The following is a 21,006-nucleotide window of genomic DNA, read 5'->3' on the forward strand; positions in this document are numbered from 1 at the left end:
ATTGACCGCTCTGGAGATTTTATGATTGATCCGCAGGTCTGGATGCCGGAGGCCGTATCCGCCCTGCGGCGGCGCTTTGGCGCACATGTGTTGTTTGTTGGATTGCAGGGCAGCTATGAACGTGGCGATGCCGTTGAAGAGAGCGACATAGATATCCTGACAGTCCTAGACCGACTGGACCTGGAAACGCTGGCGGCGTATCGGGCGACCTTGCGGCGGCTTCCCGAAGGCGAAAAGGCCGGTGGTTTTACCTGTGACCGGGATACGCTCCGGGCTTGGCCGGCTCTGGAGTTGTTTCAGTTTGCGCGGGATACCACGGCATATTACGGCGAATTGGAAACTTTGCTGCCGCCAGTGGGGCTGCAAGACACCATTATGGGGGCTCGGCTCGGCGTCTCCAGTCTTTACCATTGGGCGGTCCACACCGCTTTGCTGTCAGACGGGGCCAGCAAAACCGCCGCCCTGCGGCAGCTGCAGAAAAACTTTTTTTTCGCCTTGCGCATCGTGGTCTATCTGCGGGGCGGGGAGTACGCGCACAGTTGGGAGGCGTTGTGCGCCCTGTTAACTGGCGACGCCGCTGTTATGCTGCGGTGGTGCATGGACACTATGGCCGTGCCTTTGCCGTGGGACGCGGCTGCAGACGCCTTTTGCCGATTTGTTTTGTATTGGGCCGCTGCGACCCTTCAGGATTTGGACAGACGGGTTTGACCCCTTGCACGGGGGGCACTTCACAGGGGCGCAAGGCCGCGCGGCCCGCCAAAACGGCAGCGGACCGCGGGGGGCTTGCTCACGCGGTCCGCTCGTCTGGTTCTTATGTCCCGGCCAGCCCTGAGGCCGGGCCGGGCCGCAAGGTTTAGGGCAGTTCAACTTCAAAATACCCTGGCGGTTGCGGAAGCAGATGCCCGCCGTGGAGGCGCAAGCGCAATGTATTTGCGCGGTTAAGCGCCGGAACGAGCCTGCCGTAACCTTTGCGAACACATATTTTCAAAGGTAATCTGCCTTAGAGCAGTTAGCGAATGAAATGAGCTAACTGCCCTGCAAGGATTTTCTTGAAAATCCTTGCCACGAAATGCGAGAAGGCAGGCTTTTGCCTGCCGTAAGCGAGCATTTCAAGTGTTAAATGCTCTAGACCTGCGCTTCCAGAAATGTCCGGTAGGCCTGGGTGGTGGCGTAGATATCCGCGCAGCTGGCCAGTTCAAAGGGGCTGTGCATGGACAGGATGGCCGGGCCCAGGTCAATGACGCGCATGCCGTAGGCCGCCAGGAACAGGGCCACCGTGCCGCCGCCGCCATGGTCCACCTTGCCGAGCTCCGCCGCCTGCCAGGGGATGCCCTTGCTGTTGTACAGGCCGCGCAGGGCGGCAAAGTATTCGGCATCGGCCTCGCTGGCTCCGTATTTGCCGCGCGAACCCGTAAATTTGCAGAAGGTGGGGCCGTAGCCCAGAAGAGCGGCGTTCTGTTTTTCGTGCACGTCCTGGTAATCGGGGTCCAGAGCGCCGGCCACATCGGCCGAAAGGGCGCGGGTTTCCAGAAATACGCGCGAGGCTGGCAGGTCCTGCCCCCAGGCGCGGGCCAAGTCTTCCACGCAGTACTGGAAGAAGCGCGAGGAAGCGCCGGTGGCCCCGTCCGAGCCGATTTCTTCCTTATCCCAGAACATGACGGCCATGCTTCGGCCCGTGGGCGCGGCTTCCAGCAAGGCTTCAAGAGCCGTGAACACGCAAATGCGGTCGTCCTGGCCGTAAGCGCCCACCAGAGCCTTGTCAAAGCCCACAAAGCGTGCGGGACCGGCGGGCACTGCCTGCAGCTCGGCGGTCACAAAATCTTCTTCGGTAATGCCGTATTTTTTGTGCAGCAGTTCCAGCAGCAGGGCCTTGACGGGTTCTTTGGGCGCGTCTTCCTTTTCCTTGCCTTTTGCGGTTTTGGGGGCAGGTTTGGGGCTGTGGCCCAGAATGACGTTGAGTTTCTCTCCTTCAAAAGCCTCGCTGACGGGTTGGGCCGACTGCTTCTGCGCCAGGTGGGGCAGCAGGTCTGCAATACAGAACACGGGTTCGCCGGGTTTTTCGCCAATGGTCACGGGCAGAACCGTGCCGTCCTCGCGCACGACCACCCCGTGCAGGGCCAGAGGGCGCGCCAGCCACTGGTATTTGCGGATGCCGCCGTAGTAGTGGGTTTTGGCCTGGGCCACGCTGGCCTGTTCCACCAGGGGGCGCTGCTTGAAATCCAGGCGCGGGCTGTCCGCATGGGCGGCTACCAGGTTCAGGCCCTTTTCCAGCGGCAGAGCGCCGCGCCGGGCCGCAAAAACGGCCTTGCCGCGCAGGGGCCGCACAACCTTGTCGCCCGTGGCGGCGTAGCCCTGCGCCTTCAGGCGCTCGCAGACATAGGCCACAGTTTCGCGTTCGGTTTTGCAACGGGAAAGAAAGTCCACATAGCGGGCGGCCAGGGCGTCCATGTCCTTGCGGGCTGCGGCGTCGGCGTTGTCCCAGGCGCTTTTGGGGGTGTAAGCAAAGGGTGTGTCCATGCATCTTCCTTTTGCGGCTTGTACTGCCGCATTCTTCGTTCAACCGGTCTGAATGGCGGACGTGCCGGAGCGTCGCGCCACGGCACGCCGTCTTTTTCTTAGATAAGTCCGTCAGCGCAGAGGGCCAGCCCCTCGCGCAAGGTGCGCAGCAGCGCGGGGTGTTGATGCGGGTCCAGGGTGCGCGGATCCAGGCAGAAGGCGTCGCCCTCCAGGCGGCCGATGAGGGGCGGGTCTGTGCGCAGCAGGGCGCGCTTGAGGGTCGTGGCGCTGCCTTTGGCCGGGGTCAGACAGACCAAGGTAGTGGGCAGGTCGTACTGGGGGAAGGCCCCACCCCCCACGCGCGAAACGTCCCGGCGCAGACTTACGCTGCAGAGCGGCCCCGTCGCATCGCGCAGGCCGCGCCGCAGTTTGGCCGCCAGAACGCCGGCGGCGCGGGACAAGGCTTGCGGTGGGCAGGTGATCATGCGCAGGGTGGGGATCTGCCGGAGGGCCGTTTCCGGCTCCAGATAGAGGCGCAAGGTAGCCTCCAGCGCTGCCAGGCAGAGCTTGTCGCAGCGTAGGGCACGGGTGAGGGGGTTGCGCTTGAGGGCCGCCACCAGGTCCGCCCGCCCCACGATGACGCCGGCCTGCGGGCCGCCCAGCACCTTGTCGCCGGAGAAGGTGGCCAGATCCGCCCCCTGCGCCACCACGGCGGGCACTGTGGGTTCGTTGGGCAGGCCGCAGGGCGAAAAATCCGTAAAGCTCCCGCTGCCCAGGTCTTCGATCAGGGGCAGGCCGCGTTCGTGGGCCAGGGCCGCCAGTTCCGCCAGTGGTACGGCAGAGTGGAAGCCCACAATGCGGTAGTTGGAGGTGTGCACGCGCATGAGGGCGCGGGTTTCTCCCGTAATGGCGGCGGCATAGTCCCGCAGGTGGGTGCGGTTGGTGGCCCCCACTTCGCGCAGGCGCGCGCCGCTTTTTTCCATCACTTCCGGGATGCGGAAGCTGCCGCCGATCTCTACCAACTCCCCGCGCGAAACAATGACCTCGCCGCCTTTGCAGCAGGTATCCAGCACCAGCAGTACGGCTGCGGCATTATTGTTGACCACAAGTGCGGCTTCGGCTCCGGTGAGGCGACAGAGCAGGTCTTCCACCAGGCTGTGGCGGCTGCCGCGGCCGCCGGTTGCAAGGTCCAGCTCCAGGCTGCAGTAGCCGGCGGCGGCTTGCCGTACGGCCTCCTGCGCTGCCGTCGCCAGTACGGAGCGGCCCATATTGGTGTGCACCACCACGCCCGTGGCGTTGAGCACGGGGCGCAGCCGGGGCAGCAGTGCGCGGCGCACATGGGCGAGCAGGGCCGACAGGTTTGCGTCCAGGGCAAGGTCCGCAGGGCGGGTTACACGGCCTTGACGGATGTCCTCACGGAGTGCGTCCCAAAACTCTGTCACGGCCGTGCGCAACAAGGGGCGCGGGGCCGCTTCCAGTGTGGGATCAACATCCAGCAGGGCGTTGAGGCTGGCGTCCACGGCGGGAATGGCGCGAAACAGGTCAGACATGGCAAGTCCTTACGGGGTCGGTTGGACGGGAGAGGCGGCAAAAATATCAGGCCGACAGGCGGCGGATGTGGGCGGATTGAGCCACTGCGGCCGCAGAGCGTAAAATTCGGCCAAAAGATAGAGCGACCCGGCCAGCAGCACTGGGCGACGCGGCCCCACTTCAGGCAGGGCGGCGGCGCGGGACAGGGCCTGGGAGAGCGCTTCCGGGCCGTCGGGCAGGGCTTGGGCCGTGGCTGGGCCGCAGCTGTTGGCTGCCGCCGCGATGACGGCGGCGGGCGCAGCGCGTTCGTTCCGCAACGTGGGGATAAAGAGGGGCGCGTTGCCCAGGCAGTCTTTGAGCAGGTGCAGGGCCGGCTGCCAGTCTTTGTCTCCCAGGCAGGAGAACACGGCCCCGGCCGGGTGCAGGTCCGCGTTCCGCAAGGCTGCAACCAGGGCGGCCATGCCGTGCGGATTGTGCGCGCCGTCAAGGAGAAGGGGCGGCAGGCCGTCGCCGCCGGGCACGTATTGCAGCCTGCCGGGCAGAAAGGCCGTGGCCAAGCCGTGTGCCTGGGCGGTAACGTCTTGGAGGTTTTTGCCCAAAAGAGGGGCCAGGCTTTGCCAGGCGGTCAGGGCCAGACCGGCGTTGGTGCGCTGGTGCGGCCCGGCCAGCCCCAGAGGCCGGTCCGGGGCCACGGGGGCTGCCTTTGTCAGCGGCGCGCTATGGGCTTTGGCGGCGGCGGCCAGGGCGCGGGCGGCGGCGGGAAACTGGGGGGCTGTGCAGACCGGGGCCGAGCCGCGCACGGCAGCGGCTTTGTCTGTGGCGATGGCCGTGAGCGTGGGGCCCAGCACGGCCTTGTGGTCCATAGCTATGGGCGTGTAGCAGAGCACATCGGCAGCCACGGCGGTGGTGGCGTCGTACCGGCCGCCCAGACCGGCCTCCAGTATGGCCAGGTCCACCCGCGCCTCGGCAAAGGCCAGCAGGGCCAACACGGTAAGAAATTCAAAATAGGTCAGGTCCGGCGCGACCTCCATCACGGCGTTGGCCGGGGCCGCCCATGCGTCTTCCGGCCAGGGGCGGCCGTCAATGCGGATGCGTTCGGCCGGGTGGACAAAATGCGGGGAGGTATAGAGCCCCACGCGGCAGCCGTGGGCCATGCCCAGCGAGGCCAGAAAAGCGGCCGTGGAGCCCTTGCCGTTGGTGCCCAGCACCTGCGCCGTCACAAAAGGCGGGCGGGTCAGGTGCAGCGCTTTCAGGGCGCGGTGCATACGCTTCAGCCCCAGGTCCATGTGAAAAAGACCCAAACCGTCCAGATGCCGCACTACGTCGGCGGCGGAAGAAAACTGCGTCATGGCGCACAGCCTATCCCAAAGCGGGACGGCTGTCAGCGCCTGTGCAGGGGGTTGTGGCGGAGCTCATTATCCCCTCCACGGGCTTCCACCGTATACGCGCCAGCCGGAAGGCTTGCCCCGCGCAGGATGAGAGCAGAGCCTTTGCCATCCTCATCGGGCACGAATTGGGGCTGTTTGCCCAGTACCTGGGCGGCATCGCGCCCATTGATGGTCAGCCGCGCGGCATTGGGGTCGGGCAGCCTGGAGGAAAATTCCACCTTGACGTCAAAACGGCTGCCGGAAAGGATTTCGGCCTGATCCAGCGGATAGACGGTCGCGGCCTGCGTGGCGGCTGGGAACAGGACCAGAGCTAATAAGGCCAGGAACATACTTTTCATGAGGACGCTCATTGAGATGTGTTCAGGCCGGGCGTACCGCGCTGGCGGCCAGTTCGGCCACGGCGGCCGGCCCGCCGACGGTCAGCGCCCCGTAAAGGCGCATGGCGCTGAGCTGCGCGAATACATAATTGCGGAAGTTGTTGCCGGGCAGGCCGTCCAGGTCCGCCCCTTTGAGGCCGTACTTTTTTTCGGCCAAGGCGCGCAGCACAGGGGTGACCCACTGGGCAGCGGGGACGGAGAGTACAAAATCGTGGTCGCCCAGGTGCACCAGAAAACCCTCGGTGCGCCGGGGCAACGGCAAAGTTTCGCCGCCAGGGGCCAGCAGGTCCGCGCGCACGGGGTCCACCCCGGCCAGCAGGGCTGCGGCCTTGATCCAGCCCACTACCTGCGCCTCGTCTTTAGTGCATTTAACACTTGAAATGCTCGCTTACGGCAGGCAAAAGCCTGCCTTCTCGCATTTCGTGGCAAGGATTTTCAAGAAAATCCTTGCAGAGCAGTTAGCTCATTTCATTCGCTAACTGCTTTAGCTGTGCCGGGATGCGTGTGGGCACAGGCCTGGGCCACCACCACCGGGGCCGGGATTTTGCGCGTAATGCTTTCGGCCACGCTGAGCACATGGTGCTCGCCCGTGGCGGCCAGGGGCTGTTCCGTGCGGCAGGCCCCGTCCTTGCGCCACTGGAAAACCCAGGGCTTGTGCAGGTCGTGCAGCAACTGCGCGGCCAGGGCCACATCCTTATCCGGAGTGAAGCCGAAGGTTTCCTGATAGTCGCGGAGCAGCCCCTGGGTGGAGCGCACGTTCATGGCCACATGGGTGACCAGACCGCCGGGGTAGGCGTGGTGGCTTTGCCAGCCGCTGCCCGGTGCGCTGCGGAAGGGTTGCGGCGCGCGTTGCGGGTCTGCGGTGGGAGGCAGCAGAGGCGTTTGGGCTGCGGCGACACGCAGGCCAGCCTTGCTCAGGGCGCGGGAAGCGGCCTCCTGGTCCAGGTTTTTGGCCAGTGTCGGGGCTGGATTATCCAGAATGTCCAATACCTGACGGCGTAGCTCGGCATTTTGGATGCTGCCGGCGGTTTCACGCAGGTAGGCCCAGGATTCGCGCACCAGGGGTGAAGCCTCGGCGATTTCTTGCGGTGTCATGGCGACGCAGCGGTCAAAGGAAATGGGTTTGATGTCGTAGCGGCCTGTGGCCGCGGGCGCGACGCGGGCGGCGAAGCCGCCACCCAGGACAAAGCCGACGACGGCCGTGCTTTTAAGAAAAGCGCGGCGGCCGGAGTGGTGGGGATTGTGCGTGTCCATACAAACTCCTTGCTTGTGGACCAATGCCGTTTGCCGTAAGCTAGAGAAGCAGTATGACAAAAAAATTGTGTGAGTGTGACAAGTTGCCGCATTATGGATAAGGCGTCGCAGATGCGGGATGCTTGACGTGAGGCCGCTCCATCCCTACTATGGCGCTCCACACGCACGCGCCCGTAGCTCAGTTGGACAGAGCAGATGCCTTCTAAGCATCAGGCCGAGGGTTCGATCCCTTCCGGGCGCGCCAATATATTTCAGAGGGACACTCGTCAGCGCCGAGTGTCCCTCTTTTTGTTTTGGTGACGTTTTGGGGGTCGTACCGCATAAAATCGGGGGATGGTCGCTTCGCGGCTTTCAGGAAGCGCCGCCCCAGCCGGAAACAATGATCAGCATGCCTGCCAGGGCCACCGCGCCGCCCAGCATATCCGTATTGGACAGGTGCACTTTGTCCACCAGGCGGAGCCAGGCCAGGGCCGTGACCACGTACACGCAGCCATAGGCCGCATAGACCCGGCCGCTGGCCGCGGGATGCAGGGTCAGGAGCCAGGCAAACACGGCCAGGCTGGCGGCGGCGGGCAGCAGAAGCCAGGGAGACCCCCCTTTGCGCAGCCAGACGTAGGGCAGAAAGCAGCCCGTGATTTCGGCCAGGGCCGTCAGCACAAAGAGCAGCAGGGTTTTGGCAAGCACAAGCATGGTCCCTCCGCAAGGCGTTTTTCGCGCCTTTGGGGTATGTTACCTTTGATAATGCGCCTTCTCAAAGGCCGTGCGACGCCCGTTCCGGCGCTTGCCAACGCGCATAGCCGACGTCAGCGCCTTTATGGCGGGCGTTTGTCTGCGCGGGCAGCAGCGCAATTCCACGGTGGAGTTGCGCTATTTTTGCCGGATGACAACCTGATGTTTACGCAGAAAGTCCGCAGGCAGATAGGTCATCTTGGCCTGCCGCAGGCCTTCTTCGTCCAGGTCCTGAGCACGGTTGATATAGGTGAAGCCGGCCCCGGCGCGGCGGGAGAACTCACAGTTCATGGTCTGATAGACGCCCTTGAAGCCGTTGAGACCTTTCTCGTAGTGCACGCCCAGGCTTACGTCGTCCAGGTTTTCGCCCACGCTGAAGGCCACCATGCGGCCCTCCACATAGAGGGAGCCGCCCGTCAGGCCGCGAAAGCAGTTCCAGTGCGAGAGCACGCGGTTGATGGCCTCATTTTCCGCCTGCAGCGAAGGCGAACCCTCACATTCGTGCCATTGGCACCAGTCGTCCTGCAGGCCYAGCACATCCTCCACCATGGCGTCGCTCAGGGGGCGGTAGTCCGGCTGGCCATAGGCCTTGATGTAGCCGTTGTAGTGGTTGCGCTTTTTGTGAAAACGGTTGCCGGGCAGCTCGGCCAGGTCGGTCTGGTTGTAGAGGTATTCCCACTGGCCGCGATCTTCCCGGCCTTCCACCTGGCCCGGCAGGGCCCTTTGCCAGATATGGAGCAGGGTTTCAGGCACGCGGGTCACACTGTGCTCGGCCACGTCAAAGCCACAGGGCAGCAGATCCTTCCAGGCCACGGCGTTCCAGTCGCCCACCGGGGCCCAGCAGACCAGATTGGGGCGGGTTTGCCGTATCCAGCAAAGGTTGTCCGCAAAGCACCACTCCAGGCCGTAATAGGCCTGCCAACCCCAGAGGTTGGCCAGGGTATAGTCCAGGGAACGGCAGGGGGTGCGCTGCCAGAGTTCGTAATAGCGCTCGCGGTCTTCCAGGGTAACGGGGGTAAAGTCTTTGCTCACGGGTATATCTCCTTGCACGGCCCGGCGGTGCACCTGCCGGGGCGTGGTATATGCTGTGTGATCAGACGGCGCGCTGGTGCCGGCAGCGCATGGCAAAGCGCGTCCAGTCGCGGTAGCGCACTACATAGAACATGATGGCGGTCTGCAGAACCTGGGAGCAGAGCATGGCTGCGAACACACCCGAAGCCGTGCCCCAGAGCACATGCCCCAGCAGCCAGCCCAACGGCAGGCGCACCAACCAGAAGGTGCCGCCGAAGATAAGCAGGTTGTACCTGGTGGCCCCGGCGCCCACCATTATGCCCCCCATGACCGTGCTGGCAATGGAAAAGGGCGTGGAAAGCAGGTTGTAGGTCAGGTAACTGACGATCTGCGCACGGGTGCCCGCTTCCTGCGAAAGCAGGGCGGCGACCTCGGCGCGGAAGGGCCAGAGCAGGGCGGCCATACCGCTCATGGCTGCGGCGGCCACCAGCACCATGAACAGGCCCACGCGTTTGGCCTCTTCCGGCCTGCCCGCGCCCAGGCTGTTGCCCACCAGCACGGCCACGCTCATATTGCAGGCCATGCCGGGCAAAAAGAGCAGGGCCTCCACACGCAGACCGGCGGTGAGCCCGGCCAGAGCGTTGACGCTGTCCGCAGGCAGGGAGGCCACCAATACGAATAAGGTCATGTAGCCGGATTGCCAGACGATCTGCGCGGCCCCTGCAGGCAGGGCCACCTTGAGCAGGTAGGGCAGGGCGGCCTTGAGCCAGCGGAAGGGGGGCAGGGCGTCGCGTCGCAGGTAGCCGTAGCGGGCCAGCAGCAGACAGTTGCACAGCGCGCCCAGATACTGCACGGCCACGCCCGTCCAGATCAGCCCCATATAGCCCAGCTTGGGCAGGCCGAACCAGCCCAGGCCCAGACCCAGGCAGCCCAGCAGATTGAGGGCGCACACGCCCACGGCCACCCAGAGGGGCGGCAGCACCTGGCGCGTGGCCCGGAACATGACGCCCGTGGAGGCGTAGACGTACTGGGCGGGCAGCCCCAGCATGCTTACCCGCCACATGTCGCTGGTGAGGGGAAAGATGCTTTCCGGCACTTGCAAAAGGCGCAGCAGCGGGTCGCCGTAGAGCCAGCCGACCAGTGCAATAATCAGGCCCAGGCCCAGGCTGCCCGCCACGGTGGTGACAACATAGCGCCGGGCGCGGGACACGCGCAGCGCGCCCAGAGACTGGCTTACCGCGGCCGTTGCCCCGCTGGAGACGGCCATGGCCACCACCATAAGCAGAATGCCGCACTGGTTGACCATGCCCAGCGCGGCCTGCACCTGTGCGCTGAGCTGCCCGGCCACCCATACGGCCACAAAGCCCATGAAGAACATAAGGTACATCATGAGCATCTGCGGCCAGGTAAGCCGCCAGACGGCGCGGGGGGCGGTGCTCAGGTCCGGCGCGGGGCTGGTTTGCGGCGGGGGGGCGCCGCGAAGGGAGGTCACACTAATCCAGGAGGCAGCGCGCCAGGTCTTCAAGGTTTTCACGCCGGCGGATGAGCCGTGCCGTGCCGTCGCTCTGGATGAGCACTTCCGCCGGACGGCGGCGCATGTTGTAGTTGGAGCCCATGGTAAAGCCGTAGGCCCCGGCGTCCAGCACGCCCAGGACGTCGCCCTCATGCAGGGCGGGTAGGGTGCGGTCCTTGGCCAGGATGTCGCCGCTTTCGCAGATGTTGCCCACAATGGTCTGCGGCAGGGCGTCGCGTGCGCACGCGCCTGGGGCTTCGTAGATTTCAAAGTCGTGGAAGGAATCGTACATGGCTGGGCGCACCAGCACGTTAAAGCCCAGGTCCGTGCCCACATAGCGCCTGTCGCCGTTGTTTTTCACGGCGTGCACGCGGCCCAGCAACACGCCGCATTCGGCGGCCACATAGCGGCCGGGCTCCACAAGAAAACGCCCCTGGTAGCCGGTCTGGGCGGCCCAGTCGCTGATGAGGGCGTGCAGCCGCGCGCCCAGGTCGGCCATGTCCAGCCGGGTTTCGTTGTCGTATTTGTGGTAAGGGATGCCGAAGCCGCCGCCGAAGTCAATGACCTCCAGCGTGGCGAGGGTCGCCGCGGGCAGGCGTTCGGCCAGGTGCAGAAGTACCGTGGCGGCGTTCAGGTAGCCGTCCGGCTCCATGAACAGCGAACCGATATGCTGGTTGATGCCTGCCAGCGTCAGATTGTGGCGCTTGAGCAGGGCCAGTACATCGTCCAGCTTGTCCGGGGTGACGCCGAACTTGGTGGCCTTGCCCGCCGTGATGACCTTGGCGTGGTGCCCCGCGCCGATGCCGGGGTTAAAGCGCACCATGACCTTGCCGCCGGGGTTGAGGCTGCCCAGCAGGTCCAGTTGAGAGAGGGAATCCACGCTGACGAGCAGGCCCTTGACCATGGCGTTCTGTAGCTCCGCAGCGGAGTTGTTGTTGGAAATATACAGGATTTCTTTGGGGGTAAAGCCCGCCAGTTCGTCCATATGGAGTTCGCCGGGGCTCATGGCGTCCACCACCAGGCCTTCCTGGCGCGCCACCTTGAGCAGGGCCGGGTTGGCGTTGGCTTTGACGGAATAGTTCACGCCAAAGCCGGGATGGGCGGAAAGCCCCTTGAGCTCGCGGCAGCGTTGGCGCAGGATGTTTTCGTTGTAGACATAGAGGGGGGTGCCGTAAGTTTCGGCCAGTTCGCGGGGGGTGTGGCGGCCGTAAAAAGAGCAGGCGTCGGTATAGCTGGATCGGATATGCGACATACGTACCTCATGCAGTGCCGAAAACGCAGGGTTGGTCCGGTTCGGGCCCTGGTCGGTGTGATTGGAACAGGCAAATAATCATTATTGGTTCTCTGTGCCGCGCTGTCAAGATACTTGAGCGGGCGCACAAGCCCGCTGGCGGGGCGCGGGGCCGCCGCAGCCGCCGCAGGTCTGCCCGCATTGACAGAAGGCCTGCGGCGTGTTTTTCTGCTATCTTCATCAAGGGCGCGTTGCGCAGCCGGCAACGCTGATCGGTTGCGGCGGGCCCACCCCAGACAATGGAGTAGTTATGGGCATCAAAAAAGGCGACACGGTGCGCGCGCACTACACGGGCACCCTTGACGACGGCACGGTATTCGATTCCTCGCGGGAGCGTGATCCTCTGGAATTCGTGCAGGGCCAGGGCATGCTCATCCCCGGTTTCGAGAGCGCCGTGGAAGGGCACGAGGCCGGCGACGTAGTCAGCGTGACCATCGCCCCCGAAGAAGCCTACGGCGAGGCGGACCCGGAGCTGATCTTCACCGTGCCCCGCGCCCAGGTGCCGGACCATATTCCCCTCAATGTGGGCGTGCCCCTGCAGCTTTCCAACGAGCAGGGACAGATGGACGTGACCATCACCGAAGTGGGCCCGGAAGAAATCACCCTGGACGCCAATCACCCCTTGGCGGGCAAAAGCCTGACCTTTGAAATAGAAATCGTCAGCGTCGGCTAGCGCGTATTTTGAGAAGGTGCATTCTCAAAATGTTGTGAGGCTCACTCCGGTGCTTATCGGTGTAAATACATTGCGTTTACGCCCCATAGGGGATGCCTGCCTGCGCAGTTGCCGGGGCATTTTTACAGTGGAATTGTCCTGAAAAGCCGCGTTGACGGCAGCCCGCCGCGTCTGTTTTGCGGCCGGGGAGCTTTGCCGTTCTGACAGCATAACCACCGTTCCGACGCGGTTGTCGCAGCGCCGTTTTTTGCGACAGCCGCGCGGCGCGGAAGCCCTGTGCACGAACCTTTGTCCGAACCCCCTCTCTTCCAGCAAGAGGTTTTTCATGAGCAGCAATACCGCCAGATACGACGCCATCCAGGCCATTACCGGCTATCGTCCGGAAGCGGCCCCCCTCAACTTTGCGGATACCAAACCCACGGATATTTTTGGCTGCAACGTGTTCAACGACCGCGTCATGCGCGAGCGCCTGCCCAAGAGCGTGTACAAGGCTCTGCATAAGACCGTAGAATACGGTGAGCGCATGGACCCTGCCATTGCCGATACCGTGGCTGCAGTCATGAAGGACTGGGCCATCGAAAAAGGCGCTACCCACTTTACCCATATTTTTTATCCCCTTACAGGACAGACGGCGGAAAAGCACGACAGCTTCCTCATGCCCGACGGCAACGGCGGCGTCATTGCCGAATTTTCCGGATCCATGCTCATCCGGGGCGAGCCGGACGCCTCCTCCTTTCCTTCCGGCGGCCTGCGCTCCACCTTTGAAGCGCGCGGCTACACGGCCTGGGACGTGACCAGCCCCGCTTATATCATGGAAAACCCCAACGGCACTTTTTTGTGCATTCCCACCATGTTCCTTTCCTGGACGGGCGTGGCCCTGGACAAAAAAACGCCGCTTTTGCGCTCGGCTCAGGCCCTCAACCGCCAGGCCAAACGGGTGCTGCGCCTCTTTGACGAGGAAACTGAGCACCCCGTCATCTCTTACGCCGGGCTGGAGCAGGAATATTTCTGCATCGACCACAATTTCAACTTTGCCCGGCCCGACATCCAGATCGCCGGGCGGTCGCTGTTTGGCGCGCGCCCGGCCAAGGGGCAGGAATTCAGCGACCAGTATTTTGGGGTCATCCCCCAGCGGGTGCTTTCCTACATGATGGAAGTGGAGCGGGAGCTCTACAAACTGGGCGTGCCCGTGCGCACCCGCCATAATGAGGTGGCCCCCAGCCAGTACGAAATCGCGCCCCTCTATGAGGTGAGCAACCTGGCCGTGGACCACAACCACATCATCATGTCCATGCTGCGCAACGTGGCCAAGCGCTACGGTCTCAAGTGCCTGCTGCACGAAAAACCCTTTGCCTGCGTCAACGGTTCGGGCAAGCACGTCAACTATTCCATCGGCAACGCGGAGCTGGGTTCCCTGTTCGACCCCGGCGAGACCCCGCACGCCAACGCCAAGTTTCTGGTTTTTTGTGCGGCCATGATCCGCGCCGTGCACAAGTTCGGCGGCCTGCTGCGCACCACTGTGGCCAGCGCCGGCAACGACCACCGTCTGGGCGCCAATGAAGCGCCCCCGGCCATCATGTCCATCTTTTTGGGCGACCAGCTTACGGAAGTTTTTGAAGCCTTCCGCGCCGGCAGGGTGGAGGACGCCGCCAACGGCAAAAAGCGCCGGGCCCTTAACCTGGGTGTGGACACCCTGCCCGCCCTGCCCGCCGACCCCGGCGACCGCAATCGCACCAGCCCCGTGGCCTTTACGGGTAACCGCTTTGAGTTCCGGGCCCTGGGCTCCAGCCAGTCCGCTGCAGGTTCCATTACGGCGCTGAACACCATGATGGCCGATTCGCTGGGCTTTGCCGCCGACTGGCTGGAACGCAAACTGGGCGAGGGCATGCCCTTTAACGCCGCCCTGGAATCCTTCATCGGCCATGTCATGGACGAGCACAGCGCCGTTATTTTCAACGGCGACGGCTATTCCGAGGTCTGGCACAAGGAAGCCGTGCGTCGTGGTCTGCCCAACCTGCGCAATACGCCCGAGGCTTTGCCCGAACTGACCCTGCCTGAAGTTATTGCGCTTTACGAAACCCATGGCGTGCTCAACCGCGCGGAACTCAAGGCCCGACAGGAAATTTATCTGGAGCAGTACTGCAAGAGCGTGCGCACTGAGGCCAATCTGGTCATCCGCATGGCTCGTACGGTCATCTTCCCGGCGGGCATGCGCTATCAGGGCGAACTGGCCGCCACGGCGGCGCAGATGCAGGCTGTGGGCAAGGAAGCCCGCACCCGCACCCTGGATGAGGTGACGGAATACCTGCGCGGTCTGCAGGACGCCTGCGGGCAACTGGAGGCGGTACTGGCGGAAGTGGAGGCCCTGGGCATGGGCATGGATGCGGCGCGCCGCTACTGCAACGACGTGTTGCCGCAAATGCAGGAGGTACGCCGCTATGCGGACCATCTGGAAACCCGTGTGGCCGACGATTTGTGGCCCCTGCCCAATTATCAGGAGATTTTGTTCGGCAAGTAGCGGCAGGGCGGGCGCGACCCTCTGCGAAGGCGTCGCGCCCAGGGCTTTCGCCAGATGGCTTCCGGGGCGGGCGTGCCGTGCGGCAAGGGTAGTATTTTGAGGCGGTTCAGCAGGCAGAGGACGGATGATAGAGGTCAGCGGTCTTTGTAAGAGCTACGGCGCGCACGAGGTCTTGCACAATATTGACATGTGCGTGCACGAGGGCGAAATCTTCGGCATCGTGGGGCATTCCGGCGCGGGCAAGTCTACCTTGCTGCGCTGCCTCAACGGTCTGGAGCCGTACCAGAAGGGCAGCGTGAAGGTCATGGGCGTGGAGGTGGCCGGTCTGGAAGGCCGCCGCCTGCGTGAGCTGCAGAGCAAGATGGGCATGATTTTTCAGAATTTTAATCTCATGGCCCGTAAAAATGTCTTTGACAACGTGGCCTTTCCGCTGGCCATCTGGCACAAGGGCAACCCGCGTAAGCGGGTTATGGAGCTGCTGGAACTGGTGGGCCTGGCGGACAGAGCCGGGCAAAGGGTGCAGAGTCTGAGCGGCGGGCAGAAGCAGCGCGTGGGCATTGCCCGCGCCCTGGCCCTGAATCCGCAGGTGTTGCTTTGCGACGAGGCCACCTCGGCCTTGGACCCCAAGACCACGGCCTCCATTCTGGACCTGCTGGAGGACATCAACAAGCGTCTGCACCTGACCATCATCATGGTCACGCACCAGATGGAGGTGGTCAAGCGCCTTTGCCACAGCCTGCTTTTGCTGGACAACGGCCGCACCGTGGGCCTGGGCCGGACAGAGGAGCTCTTTCTCGCGCCCGGCAAGGATATGCAGGCTTTTGCCGACAATGAATACACCCTCATCCCCGGCGGCACCAACATCCGGCTCATGTTCCCGCGGGAGATCTCGCAGCAGGCGGTCATCACCCACATGGCCCGCAGCCTGGACCTGGACTTTTCCATTGTGGGCGGCAAGCTGGAGCGCTACCTGGACGACGTGTTCGGCTTTCTTATCATCAACGTGCCGGACCAGAGCAGGGACACTGTGCTGCGCTACCTGAAGGACCACCGGCTGTACTGGGAGATTCTGGAGTATCCGCAGGCAGAGAAGGAGGCGGCGCATGACCGGGCAGCTGACTGACATGGGCGCGGCGGCGCAGATCTTCTGGCCCCTGTGGGAGCGCCTGCTGGACAAGTGGCCGGAAATCGTCACCGCCACCTGGGAGACGCTGCAGATGGTGCTGCTCTCCACGGTCTTTTCTCTGGCATCGGGCTTTTTACTGGCCATCCTCATGATCGTGACCAATCCCCTCATGAGCCTGCGCCCCTGTCGCCCGGTTTACCAGGTGGTGGATTTTGTGGTCAATCTGCTGCGTTCCTTCCCCTTCATCATTCTGCTCATTGCCATTATCCCCGTTACGCGGCTGGTGGTGGGCACCTCCATCGGCAGCGCCGCGGCCATTGTGCCCCTCACCGTGGCGGCCGCGCCCTTTGTGGCCCGCCTCATTGAAGGCTGTTTTCTGGAGGTGGACAAGGGCGTCATTGAGGCCGCGCGGTCCTTCGGGGCCAGCAACGGGCAGATCATTTTTCGTGTGCTGCTGCCGGAAGCCTTGCCCTCCATTGTGCTCAACGTGGCGGTCATTGCCATCACCTTGCTGGGCTATTCGGCTATGGCGGGCACCGTGGGCGGCGGCGGTCTGGGCGATCTGGCCGTCAAATACGGCTACAACCGCTTTCAGGTGGACATCATGGTTTATTCTGTGGTGATCCTCTGCATCCTGGTGCTGGTCATTCAGGGCCTCTGCAATCTGCTTTACAAACTGCTGCGCTGAGGCGCGGCCTTCACCTTTTTGCGTAAAGGAGTCTGTATGAAACGTCTGCTCTCGTCACTGGTTCTGCTGCTGCTGATGGCCGCCCCCGCCCTGGCTGCCGAAGACATTGTGGTGGGCGTCACGCCTTTTCCCCACAAGGACATTATGCTGGTGGCCAAGCCCCTGCTGGCCAAAGAAGGCTACAACCTGGTGCTCAAGGACTTTACCGACTACGTGCAGCCCAATATGGCCCTGGCCGGCAAGCAGCTGTTCGCCAACTTTTTTCAGCATCAGCCCTACCTGGACAATATGAACAAGGAAAAGAACCTGGGTCTTGTATCCATTGCCAAGGTGCATATTGAGCCTCTGGGCATCTATTCCAAAAAAATCAAAAAGCTGGACCAGATCAAAAAGGGCGACATCATTTCCGTGCCCAACGACCCTACCAATGAAGCCCGCGCCCTGCGCCTGCTGGAAACCAAGGGCCTTATCGGCATCAAGCCCGGCGCGCTGGTGACCGTGGCCGACATCACCAAAAATCCGCTCAGTCTCAAAATTCACGAGCTGGACGCCGCCCAGCTGCCCCGCACTCTGGAGGATGTGACCGCCGCCGTCATCAACACCAATTTTGCGGGCGAGGCAGGCCTCATCCCGGCTCGGGACGCTCTGGCCATGGAGGGCAGCGAATCCCCTTACGCCAACATCATTGTGGTGCGCGCCGCAGACAAGGACAGCCCCAAGGCCAAGGCCCTGGTCAAGGCCGTGCAGTCTCCGGAAGTGAAGGCGTATATCGAAAAGGTGCTGGTGCCCAAGGGCATTATGCCCGCCTTTTAGAGCAGTTAACACTTGAAATGCTCGCTTACGGCAGGCAAAAGCCTGCCTTCTCGCATTTCGTGGCAAGGATTTTCAAGAAAATCCTTGCAGAGCAGTTAACTCATTTCATTCGCTAACTGCTCTAGCATCCGGAACCGTTGCCCGGTGTCGGCGGCTGCGGAAATTTTCCGCAGCCGCCGCTGTTTCTGGGGGCGGCAGGGTAGAGGCCATAGGCGGCCGTGCGGCCGTTGCCTTCCGCTCCGGGCAATGGCAGAGTGGTGCGGACGCCCAAGCAATCCTGTCTGTGGACCACCTATGAAGCGCAGTTGTTCCCGGCCCGGAGTCGTCGCGCTCCTGGCCGGAATTTTTTTTCTGATCTGCCTCCTGTTCTGGGGAACGGGCCTTGCGCCGCAGTGGAGCCGGGGCGTTCTTGCGGCGTGGGAAAACCCGTCTGCGGCGACAGTTGCGGCCACAGGGAAGGCGAGGCGGGACGCGCTGTCCGAAGCAACCCCTGCGCTGCCCGCAACGCCGGAATCTGACGGGGCTGACGCAAAGGCCGCCCCCCCTGCGCCCGATGCAGCGCGCGCTTTTGTAACGCAGCCCGCACAGATTGCCGCCCCCCGCCCTGCGGACGCGGCCCAAAGTTCCGGCCAGGCTGCCGCAAACCGGGCTGCCGCAGGCCAGACCCGTGTGGACCAGGCGGCCCCGGACAATCCCGCCGCTGTCCGCCCCCAGTCCGCCGGACCTCCCCAGAGCCGTGCGGATGCCGTGGCCTCCCTGCCCGCCGTTGATCAGGAATCGTCGCCAGCGGCCCCTGCAAAGCCATCCGCTCCGCCGCATACGACGTTGCGCCTGTTTGGCACGGTGGAGTTCAGGCGGCCTCTTTCTTCTCTGCCGGGCTGGCTTGAGCTGCTTAAGCGCAATGCGCAACATGGTATTTTTACCCCTGGCCAAGTGCTGAAAAAAGGCGTCACCTGGGCGCAGTTTCGCGCCGGTGCTGCCGGGAAAAAGGGCGTATCGCTGCTGCGTTATGTCAACGCATTCTGGAATGCCTGGCCATACAGAGAGGACAGGGACGTCTGGGGCAGAGAGGATTACTGGGCCATTCCTCAGGAATTTTTGCGCCGCTCCGGCGACTGTGAAGACTACGCCATCATAAAATATTTTACGCTCAAGGAACTGGGCCTTTCGCCCAAAACCATGCGCATCGTGGTGGTGCGCGACACCGTGCGCAATCTGGGGCATGCGGTGCTGGCCGTGTATATGGACGGTACGGCCTATATTCTGGATAATCTCAGTAATGCCATCCTGCCCCATGACCGGCTGCGGCAGTACCGGCCACAGTATTCCGTCAATGAGCAGGGGCGCTGGGCCCACCTGCAGGTGAGCCGGGTTCCGTAACCCTTGGGGGCGTCCACTTGGGCGTTCCACAGGTTGAGAATGGGTTGTACAGTATGAAGACAGAACTTGCCGCAAAGGGAATGGCCGCCAACCGCTATCGGATAAAAAAAGTGATGGCGGCGTGGGCGGGCTTGCTGCTGCTGGCCGTAACGGCCTCGCTGGCCTATGTGCTTTGCACCCTGCAGCTGCGCAACATGACGCAGGAAATTCTGGCGAGTCAGCGCGACATGCAGCAGGCCTGGGCAGACAAGGCCAAGGAATCCGTGCGCGCCTGGGATGCCGCCCTGCAAGATCAGCTGCGCTTTGTGAGCACGGCGGAAATGTTCCGGCTGTTCGCCGTGGATGTGGCGGCGCTGCCGCCGGAGGCCGTGGCCGCGCTTGACGCGCCCGACGCTGCCGAAAACGACGATGCGGCTCTGGCCAGCCTGGCGGATCAGAAAGAATATCTGAGCGATTTGCTGCAGGATACGGCCCGTGGGCGGCAGTGGGCGGCGGCACGCATTGTGGGGCTGCACGGACAGGATCTGGTCGCGCCCAGGGACGCGCCGGAACTGGGCGCGGCCCAGCTGGCCCTGGCCCGCAACGCCATGGAGCACCGGGCGCTGCGCCACGGCCCCGTGCGGGTTTTGGGCGATGGCCTGGTTATGGATGTGGCTGTCCCCATGTATGAAGTGCTGGGACGCGGCGGTGAAAATCGTTCAGTAGCCGCCCTGTTGGTCAGCGTGCCCATGGACAAGGCCCTGACGGCCTTTTTGGCCGTGAGCCCGGAGCAACAGCGTCTGTTTGCACCCCGCCTGCTGCAGCGCTGCGCGGCGGGTGTGGAAGCCCTGTTTGTGGAAGAAGGCCGGCTGCGCCTTACCCCGGTGCGGGAACCTGTGGCGCCGGTTTCAGCCGCGCTGCAGCGGCGACCCGGCGTGCTGGGGGGGATGGTCTACGCTGTGGACAGCCTGCTGTCTGCTCAGGACTGGCGCATTGTGGTGGAAGCCCCGGCCCCGGCTGTGGACAGTCTGCTGCTGCAGCAAAAAAAGCAGATCTACGGCCTGGGCTTCCTGGGCAGTCTTGGCGCGGCTTTGCTGCTGGCCTTTGTGTGGGCCACCCTGGTCAGCCGCGCGCACCGGGCCAACGCGCAGCATTTTCAGCGGCTGTATGTAGTTATCCGGCGGCAGAAGGCCCTGCTGGACAGCGTTAATGCCTCCTTGCAGGTGGGGCTTCTGCTGGTGGATGGTGAAAACCGGGTGCAGATGTGCAATCCAGCTTTTGCCCGCATGCTGGGTCGGGAGGAAGAAAGCCTGGCGGGTGAAGACCTGCGCCGTGCGTTGCCCGGGCCTGCGTCCACGGCGCTGCTGGACAGAACGCCAGAAGGAGGCGTTGCGGACAGCCTGGAGATCACCTTGGGTGACGGCGAGGTGGCCCGTCTGTACCGGGTGACCCTGTTCCCCTTTGCTGAACAGGACGACGATGCCCAGGACAGAGGCGCCTGGGTGGGTATTTTTCAGGATATTACGGAGTTCCGCCGCCAGGCCGAGGCCGAGCGGGCCCGTCAGGCCAGCAGTATGGCTGCCCTGGTGCGCGCCGTGGAAAGTGTGGACCCCAACCTGGTCGGCCATTCGCAGAAGATGGAACAGCTCGTGCAAGTGCTGGCCCCCCAGATGGACCTTGCGGAGCGTGACAGCGAGACGCTGCGTCTGGCCTCCCGCGTATCGCAGGTGGGGCGGCTGTTTGTGCCGCGCCATTTGCTGACCAAGACGGGCAGGCTGACGCCGGAAGAGCAGCAGCAGGTCATGCGCGCCCCGGAATTTGCCTACCATATCCTGCGCGATCTGCGCTTTGGCCTGCCCGTGCCCGAAGCCGTGTATGCCATAGGCGAACGCATGGACGGCAGTGGGCATCCGCGCGGTCTCAAGGGCGACGCCATCGACGCCAACGGCCGCATTCTGGCTGTGGTCAACGCTTTTTGCGCCATGACGAGCTCCCGTGCGTACCGTGCGGGCATGAGCCCGGAGGAAGCCATTGGGCGATTGCGTACGGACGCGGGTTTTGACCAGCGCGTGGTGGAAGCCCTGGCGAAACTGCCGCCCAAGATGCTGCAGGCGGCCTTGAGCACGGCTGCAGGGGCCGGGCCGGAAGCCGGGGAGGCCCCTGCCGGTCGGTAGCCCCGCTCTTTGGTCTGGTTGTCATTTCTTCACGTTGGATGTAGGTGCAAAAAAGGGGCCGCCACC

18 protein-coding genes and 1 tRNA gene are annotated in these 21,006 nt (G+C 63.6%); 9 read left to right on the forward strand and 10 right to left on the reverse strand.

Going from position 1 to position 21,006, the window contains the following annotated elements:
- Positions 1-21: 21 nt before the first annotated feature.
- A complete protein-coding gene (locus tag EB812_RS03495; RefSeq protein WP_118230004.1) occupies positions 22-708 on the forward strand; it encodes a nucleotidyltransferase domain-containing protein in 687 nt (228 codons plus the stop codon).
- A gap of 417 nt (positions 709-1,125) precedes the next feature.
- Here the strand turns inward: EB812_RS03495 and EB812_RS03500 are convergent, their stop codons facing one another.
- The 6 genes from EB812_RS03500 to EB812_RS03525 form a co-directional block, all read right to left on the reverse strand.
- The gene (locus tag EB812_RS03500; protein WP_118230003.1) at positions 1,126-2,517 is read right to left on the reverse strand and encodes an aminopeptidase; all 1,392 of its coding nucleotides are present in this window, start codon (positions 2,515-2,517) and stop codon (positions 1,126-1,128) included.
- 98 nt (positions 2,518-2,615) lie between these two features.
- Positions 2,616-4,046 carry an L-seryl-tRNA(Sec) selenium transferase gene (selA, locus tag EB812_RS03505; protein WP_118230002.1) on the reverse strand — a complete coding sequence of 477 codons (1,431 nt, stop codon included), beginning with the start codon at positions 4,044-4,046 and terminating at the stop codon, positions 2,616-2,618.
- A gap of 9 nt (positions 4,047-4,055) precedes the next feature.
- Entirely contained in the window at positions 4,056-5,375 is a 1,320-nt protein-coding gene (locus tag EB812_RS03510) for a bifunctional folylpolyglutamate synthase/dihydrofolate synthase (RefSeq protein WP_118230001.1), read from the reverse strand.
- A gap of 32 nt (positions 5,376-5,407) precedes the next feature.
- Entirely contained in the window at positions 5,408-5,752 is a 345-nt protein-coding gene (locus EB812_RS03515) for a hypothetical protein (RefSeq protein ID WP_118230000.1), read from the reverse strand.
- A 22-nt stretch (positions 5,753-5,774) separates the two neighbouring features.
- Positions 5,775-6,134 carry a hypothetical protein gene (locus EB812_RS03520; protein ID WP_118229999.1) on the reverse strand — a complete coding sequence of 120 codons (360 nt, stop codon included), beginning with the start codon at positions 6,132-6,134 and terminating at the stop codon, positions 5,775-5,777.
- Positions 6,135-6,259: 125 nt separating this feature from the next.
- Entirely contained in the window at positions 6,260-7,045 is a 786-nt protein-coding gene (locus EB812_RS03525) for a hypothetical protein (protein WP_118229998.1), read from the reverse strand.
- A 167-nt stretch (positions 7,046-7,212) separates the two neighbouring features.
- On the opposite strand from EB812_RS03525, the gene EB812_RS03530 reads away from it, so the two are divergent.
- Positions 7,213-7,289 (forward strand) — tRNA-Arg (locus EB812_RS03530).
- Positions 7,290-7,396: 107 nt separating this feature from the next.
- Here EB812_RS03530 and EB812_RS03535 read toward each other — a convergent pair.
- From EB812_RS03535 to lysA, 4 genes are all read right to left on the reverse strand, one after another.
- Positions 7,397-7,735: a YnfA family protein gene (locus EB812_RS03535; protein WP_118229997.1), complete on the reverse strand. Its 339-nt coding sequence runs from the start codon at positions 7,733-7,735 to the stop codon at positions 7,397-7,399.
- A 177-nt stretch (positions 7,736-7,912) separates the two neighbouring features.
- Complete coding sequence (locus EB812_RS03540; protein WP_118229996.1) at positions 7,913-8,806, reverse strand: DUF2156 domain-containing protein; 894 nt, start codon at positions 8,804-8,806, stop codon at positions 7,913-7,915.
- 61 nt (positions 8,807-8,867) lie between these two features.
- Positions 8,868-10,277: an MATE family efflux transporter gene (locus EB812_RS03545; protein ID WP_242621180.1), complete on the reverse strand. Its 1,410-nt coding sequence runs from the start codon at positions 10,275-10,277 to the stop codon at positions 8,868-8,870.
- Position 10,278: 1 nt separating this feature from the next.
- Entirely contained in the window at positions 10,279-11,550 is a 1,272-nt protein-coding gene (lysA, locus tag EB812_RS03550; protein WP_118229995.1) for a diaminopimelate decarboxylase, read from the reverse strand.
- A 289-nt stretch (positions 11,551-11,839) separates the two neighbouring features.
- On the opposite strand from lysA, the gene EB812_RS03555 reads away from it, so the two are divergent.
- The 7 genes from EB812_RS03555 to EB812_RS03585 all read left to right on the forward strand — a co-directional run bounded on the left by EB812_RS03555 (position 11,840) and on the right by EB812_RS03585 (position 20,940).
- Positions 11,840-12,262, forward strand: coding sequence for an FKBP-type peptidyl-prolyl cis-trans isomerase (locus tag EB812_RS03555; protein WP_118229994.1), 423 nt, complete (start codon positions 11,840-11,842; stop codon positions 12,260-12,262).
- 325 nt (positions 12,263-12,587) lie between these two features.
- A complete protein-coding gene (locus EB812_RS03560) occupies positions 12,588-14,780 on the forward strand; it encodes a glutamine synthetase III family protein (RefSeq protein WP_118229993.1) in 2,193 nt (730 codons plus the stop codon).
- A gap of 124 nt (positions 14,781-14,904) precedes the next feature.
- Positions 14,905-15,903: a methionine ABC transporter ATP-binding protein gene (locus EB812_RS03565; RefSeq protein ID WP_118229992.1), complete on the forward strand. Its 999-nt coding sequence runs from the start codon at positions 14,905-14,907 to the stop codon at positions 15,901-15,903.
- Positions 15,884-16,594, forward strand: a complete 711-nt coding sequence (locus tag EB812_RS03570) for a methionine ABC transporter permease (protein ID WP_118229991.1) — start codon at positions 15,884-15,886, stop codon at positions 16,592-16,594. Before EB812_RS03565 ends, EB812_RS03570 begins: the two co-directional genes overlap by 20 nt.
- Positions 16,595-16,630: 36 nt before the next feature.
- The gene (locus tag EB812_RS03575; protein WP_118229990.1) at positions 16,631-17,407 is read left to right on the forward strand and encodes a MetQ/NlpA family ABC transporter substrate-binding protein; all 777 of its coding nucleotides are present in this window, start codon (positions 16,631-16,633) and stop codon (positions 17,405-17,407) included.
- A 669-nt stretch (positions 17,408-18,076) separates the two neighbouring features.
- Positions 18,077-18,787 carry a transglutaminase-like cysteine peptidase gene (locus EB812_RS03580; protein WP_236031536.1) on the forward strand — a complete coding sequence of 237 codons (711 nt, stop codon included), beginning with the start codon at positions 18,077-18,079 and terminating at the stop codon, positions 18,785-18,787.
- Positions 18,788-18,840: 53 nt separating this feature from the next.
- Entirely contained in the window at positions 18,841-20,940 is a 2,100-nt protein-coding gene (locus EB812_RS03585; RefSeq protein WP_118229988.1) for an HD-GYP domain-containing protein, read from the forward strand.
- Positions 20,941-21,006: the final 66 nt, after the last annotated feature.

The sequence above is a fragment of the Desulfovibrio legallii genome (genome assembly GCF_004309735.1).
Taxonomy (GTDB): domain Bacteria; phylum Desulfobacterota; class Desulfovibrionia; order Desulfovibrionales; family Desulfovibrionaceae; genus Desulfovibrio; species Desulfovibrio legallii.

Coding starts and splice junctions, on each gene's coding strand:
- EB812_RS03495 (WP_118230004.1), top strand. CDS start 22: ATGATTGATCCGCAGGTCTGGATGCCGGAGGCCGTATCCGCCCTGCGG.
- EB812_RS03500 (WP_118230003.1), bottom strand. CDS start 2,517: ATGGACACACCCTTTGCTTACACCCCCAAAAGCGCCTGGGACAACGCC.
- selA (WP_118230002.1), bottom strand. CDS start 4,046: ATGTCTGACCTGTTTCGCGCCATTCCCGCCGTGGACGCCAGCCTCAAC.
- EB812_RS03510 (WP_118230001.1), bottom strand. CDS start 5,375: ATGACGCAGTTTTCTTCCGCCGCCGACGTAGTGCGGCATCTGGACGGT.
- EB812_RS03515 (WP_118230000.1), bottom strand. CDS start 5,752: ATGAAAAGTATGTTCCTGGCCTTATTAGCTCTGGTCCTGTTCCCAGCC.
- EB812_RS03525 (WP_118229998.1), bottom strand. CDS start 7,045: ATGGACACGCACAATCCCCACCACTCCGGCCGCCGCGCTTTTCTTAAA.
- EB812_RS03535 (WP_118229997.1), bottom strand. CDS start 7,735: ATGCTTGTGCTTGCCAAAACCCTGCTGCTCTTTGTGCTGACGGCCCTG.
- lysA (WP_118229995.1), bottom strand. CDS start 11,550: ATGTCGCATATCCGATCCAGCTATACCGACGCCTGCTCTTTTTACGGC.
- EB812_RS03555 (WP_118229994.1), top strand. CDS start 11,840: ATGGGCATCAAAAAAGGCGACACGGTGCGCGCGCACTACACGGGCACC.
- EB812_RS03560 (WP_118229993.1), top strand. CDS start 12,588: ATGAGCAGCAATACCGCCAGATACGACGCCATCCAGGCCATTACCGGC.
- EB812_RS03565 (WP_118229992.1), top strand. CDS start 14,905: ATGATAGAGGTCAGCGGTCTTTGTAAGAGCTACGGCGCGCACGAGGTC.
- EB812_RS03570 (WP_118229991.1), top strand. CDS start 15,884: ATGACCGGGCAGCTGACTGACATGGGCGCGGCGGCGCAGATCTTCTGG.
- EB812_RS03575 (WP_118229990.1), top strand. CDS start 16,631: ATGAAACGTCTGCTCTCGTCACTGGTTCTGCTGCTGCTGATGGCCGCC.
- EB812_RS03585 (WP_118229988.1), top strand. CDS start 18,841: ATGAAGACAGAACTTGCCGCAAAGGGAATGGCCGCCAACCGCTATCGG.